At 74.2% G+C, this 4165-nt stretch carries 4 protein-coding genes and 1 pseudogene; 3 read left to right on the top strand and 2 right to left on the bottom strand.

Annotation, left to right across the window (positions count from 1 at the left end; translation table 11 throughout):
* Window positions 1-753 (bottom strand): annotated as a pseudogene (locus ACW0Q9_RS29475) (hypothetical protein); the annotation flags it as partial.
* Between the two features lie 149 nt (window positions 754-902).
* On the opposite strand from ACW0Q9_RS29475, the gene ACW0Q9_RS29480 reads away from it, so the two are divergent.
* Complete coding sequence (locus ACW0Q9_RS29480) at window positions 903-1541, top strand: TetR/AcrR family transcriptional regulator (protein WP_074472473.1); 639 nt, start codon at window positions 903-905, stop codon at window positions 1539-1541.
* A gap of 65 nt (window positions 1542-1606) precedes the next feature.
* Complete coding sequence (locus ACW0Q9_RS29485; protein ID WP_091317774.1) at window positions 1607-1834, top strand: DUF3107 domain-containing protein; 228 nt, start codon at window positions 1607-1609, stop codon at window positions 1832-1834.
* Between the two features lie 83 nt (window positions 1835-1917).
* Here the strand turns inward: ACW0Q9_RS29485 and ACW0Q9_RS29490 are convergent, their stop codons facing one another.
* Window positions 1918-2559, bottom strand: a complete 642-nt coding sequence (locus ACW0Q9_RS29490) for a ferritin-like fold-containing protein (protein WP_456186874.1) — start codon at window positions 2557-2559, stop codon at window positions 1918-1920.
* 294 nt (window positions 2560-2853) lie between these two features.
* Between ACW0Q9_RS29490 and ACW0Q9_RS29495 the strand changes: the two genes are divergently transcribed.
* On the top strand, window positions 2854-4165 hold a 1312-nt coding region (locus ACW0Q9_RS29495), incomplete at its 3' end, for a DEAD/DEAH box helicase (protein ID WP_456186876.1).

The raw sequence follows: 4165 nt of genomic DNA on the forward strand, positions 1-4165 counted from the left end.
CCGGTCGGCCCAGCCCCGGGACAGCGACGGCGTGTCGCTCGGCGGCTGCTCCGGCGGGAAGCGGTCGGCCGGACCGGCGGAGCGCGGCGCCTCGGCCGGGGGCTGCTCCGGCGGGAAGCGGTCGGTCCAGCCGTGGGAGAGCGACGGGGCGGTTTCGGTGCGCTCGCCGGTCGGGGCGTGGAAGCCCGGGGGCACCTCGAAGCCGGAGGCGGCGGCGCCGACCGGCGGCACCTGGAGGGCCGGCGGCGCGGACGTCGGGCCGCTCTCCGCCCAGCGTGGGGCGCGTCCCGCGGGCGGGTCGTCGGAGGCGTGCCGGGACCCGGTGGGCTCCGCCTCCGCGGTCGGCTGCTCGACCGCGGGCGCGGGCCGCTGGGCCGGCACGACCAGCCGGTCGCCGTCGGTCTCCCGGCGCGGTTCGTCCGCGGGCGGGGCACTGACCGGCGCCTGGCGGGTCACGGGCGACTCCTCCCCGGCGTGGTGCACGCCGTTGACGTGGCGGCCGTTGACCCGGCCCGGCGGCTCCTCGGCGGTCAGCCCGGGCAGCGGGGCCGGGAGGTCGCCGTGCCGGGGGGACGAGGCGCCCCAGCCGGTGAGGTCGGCGCGGGGCCAGCCGCCGGGCGCCGGCGCGCCCCGGGCCCAACCGGTCGCCGGGGGCGCCCACCCGCTGCCGGCGCGGGCCAGGTCGTCCTGCTGACCCGTGCCGTCGCCGTGCTCTCCCGGGGTGGCGGCTCCGGGTTGCCCTGATTCACTCACCGCGCGCTCCTTGGTCGCCCCCGCTGAGGCTACCGTGTGGTGACAGTGGCGATAAGTTACAGCGGCGGGCCAATTCCGCGACGGGTTCACGAACCCGGACCGGTTCGGGTGATAAGTGCCGGCTCGTACAGAGAAACTCGGAGGTTCCCATGACCGCTGTGGGGAACGGTGCGCAGACCGCCGGCCGGCCCACCCGCCTGCCCCGCTCGGCGCGGCGCAAGCAGCTGCTCGCGGCCGCCCAGGAGGTGTTCGTCGCGCAGGGCTACCACGCCGCCGCGATGGACGACATCGCCGAGCGGGCGGGTGTCTCCAAGCCCGTGCTCTACCAGCACTTCCCGGGCAAGATGGAGCTCTACCTGGCGCTGCTGGACACGCACTGCGACGCCATCGTGGCGAAGGTGCACGACGCGATGCGCGGCACCAACGACAACAAGGAGCGGGTCGGCGCCTCGGTGCGCGCGTACTTCGACTTCGTCGACCACGAGAGCGAGGCGTTCCGGCTGGTCTTCGAGTCGGACCTGCGCAACGACCCGGCCGTGCGGCAGCGGGTGGAGCGGGTCGAGCAGGGCTGCATCGCCGCGATCACCGACACCATCATCTCGGACACCGGCGTGAGCCGGGCACACGCCGAGCTGCTCGCGTCCGGGCTGGTCGGTGCCGCCGAGACGGCCGCCCAGTTCTGGCTGGCCGGCGGCCGTCAGGTGCCCAAGGCGGAGGCCGAGGCCCTGGTCGCGGCGCTGTCCTGGCGGGGCATCGCCAGCTTCCCGCTGCAAGGTGAGTCAGCCTGAACATCGGGCCGCCAGATCGGATAGCCTTCCCAGGGTGGCTTTTTCGCCCCAGTTGAGGAGGCACAGTGGAGGTCAAGATCGGCGTGCAGTACGCGCCGCGGGAGCTGGTCCTGGAGAGCGCGCAGTCGCCGGCCGAGATCGAGCAGATCGTGACCGACGCCGTCGCCAAGGGTGAGGGCACCCTCTCCCTGACCGACGAGAAGGGCCGGCGGGTCATCGTGCCGGTCACGAAGGTCGCCTACGTCGAGATCGCGGAGGCCTCGCCCCGCGCGGTCGGGTTCACCGTCCGCTGATCCCCGGCCGGCCCGCCTTCGCGGGCCGTGATCCCCAGCCGGCCCGCCGTGGCGGGGCCTCCCCGTCACGGCGGCGCACGGCGTCAGTTGTTCAGACCCACCGCGGTCATCCGCGCGGTGTGCGCGTCGGTCAGCCGGCGGAAGAGCGCCGGCACGTCCACGCCCTCCCGGGAGATCAGCGCGGTGAGCGCGCCCCGGTCGGCGGCGGCGACCCGGCCGGCCTGGGAGAGCGCCTCGCCGACCAGCCGCCGGGCCCACATGGAGAGCCGGTTGGCCACCCGGGGGTCGGCCTCGATGGCGGCCCGGATCTCGGCGGCGGCGAACTCGGCGTACCGGGAGTCGTGCAGCACGTCGAGGATCAGTCGCCGGTCCGGCCCGTCGAGGCGGTCGGCGATCGCGCGCAGGAAGTCGTCGCTGATGGCGTCGCCGACGTACGCCTTGGTCACCGCCTCCAGCCAGCCCTTCGGCTCGGTCGAGTCGTGGTACGCGTCCAACGCCCCGACGTAGGGGGCCATGGCCTCGTCGGGGGTCACGCCGAGCGCGGTGATCCGGTCGGCGATCCACCGGTAGTGGGCGATCTCGGCGGCGGCCATCTCGCTCAGCGCGGCCCGGCGGCGCAGGTCGGGGGCGAGGCGGGCGTCGGCGGCCAGCCGGTCGAAGGCGAGCAGTTCGCCGTAGGCGACGAGGCCGAGCAGGTCGGCCAGCGCGGGGTCGGGGGCGGACACGACCGCAGGCTACCGCCCGGACACAAGAGCGGCCGCACAGTGACCCAGGTCACACCGGTCACCCCCGGGCGCGGTGCGGTCACCCGGAATCAGGACGACCCCCGGGCAGTTCAGGTAGGATGACACAGTTGCCGTGGGCACCCGATCAGCTCAGCTGATCACTACCGGTCCCCGGCGCGCGTGCGGCCCGGTCCGGCTCGGCGTCACCGCCCCCCGACCGTGTGGCCCGCGCCATACCGTTCGCGCCCTGAGGACATGACGGGGCGCACCACGAGAGGGCACCCCTAAATCCATATGAGCGAGCAGATTCAAGGCCAGGTACTGGCCCCCACCGCTCCGGTCCGTCCGGAGGCTCCCACCTTCGCCGAGCTCGGCGCCCGCCAGGAGACCGTCGAGGCGCTGGCCGCCGCCGGCATCACCCGCGCCTTCGCCATCCAGGAGTACGCGCTGCCGATCGGGCTGCGCGGCGTCGACCTGATCGGCCAGGCCCCGACCGGCACGGGCAAGACCCTCGGCTTCGGCATTCCGCTGCTGGAGCGCGTCTTCGCCCCCGCCGAGGGCGGCGACGGCGTCCCGCAGGCGCTGGTCGTCGTCCCCACCCGCGAGCTGGGTCTCCAGGTCGCCAAGGACCTCGACGCCGCGGGCCGCACCCGGGGCGTCCGGGTGCTGCCGATCTACGGCGGTGTCGCGTACGAGCCGCAGATCGACGCGCTGCGCAAGGGCGTCGAGATCCTGGTCGGCACCCCGGGCCGGCTGCTGGACCTGGCCAAGCAGAAGCACCTCCGGCTCGACCGGGTGCACGCGCTGGTGCTCGACGAGGCCGACCGGATGCTCGACCTGGGCTTCCTGGACGACGTCGAGAAGATCCTGTCGATGCTGCCGGAGGACCGGCAGACCATGCTCTTCTCGGCCACCATGCCGGACCCGATCGTGGCGCTGTCCCGGCGCTTCCTGCGCCGGCCGGTGACCATCCACGCCGGGCACACCGCCGAGACCGGCCCGTCGCCGCAGACCCAGCAGCTGGTCTACCGCACCCACTCGATGAACAAGGTCGAGATCGTGGCGCGCATCCTCCAGGCGGAGGGTCGCGGGCTGACCATGATCTTCACCCGGACCAAGCGGGCCGCCGACCGGGTGGCCGAGGACCTCGACTTCCGCGGTTTCGCGGTGGCCGCCGTCCACGGCGACCTGGGCCAGGGGGCGCGGGAGCGGGCGCTGCGGGCGTTCCGGGCCGGCAAGATCGACATTCTGGTCGCCACCGACGTGGCGGCGCGCGGGCTCGACGTCACCGGCGTCACCCACGTCATCAACTACGACTGCCCGGAGGACCAGGACACCTACACCCACCGGATCGGCCGCACCGGCCGGGCCGGGGCGTCCGGTGTCGCGGTGACCTTCGTCGACTGGGACGACATGCCCCGCTGGCGGATCATCGACAAGACCCTCGGGCTCGACATGCCGGAGCCGCCGGAGACCTACCACACCTCTCCGCACCTCTACACCGACCTGGACATCTCCCGGGACATCACCGGCACGCTGCCGACCGCCGAGCGCACCCGCGCCGGCCTGTCGGCCGAGGTCGAGGAGGACCTGGGCGGTGGCCGGT

The organism is Micromonospora sp. I033, from assembly GCF_053890995.1.

What these genes read in the sequence shown, in the direction of transcription:
- ACW0Q9_RS29480 (WP_074472473.1), top strand. Translation starts at nt 903, where the DNA reads ATGACCGCTGTGGGGAACGGTGCGCAGACCGCCGGCCGGCCCACCCGC.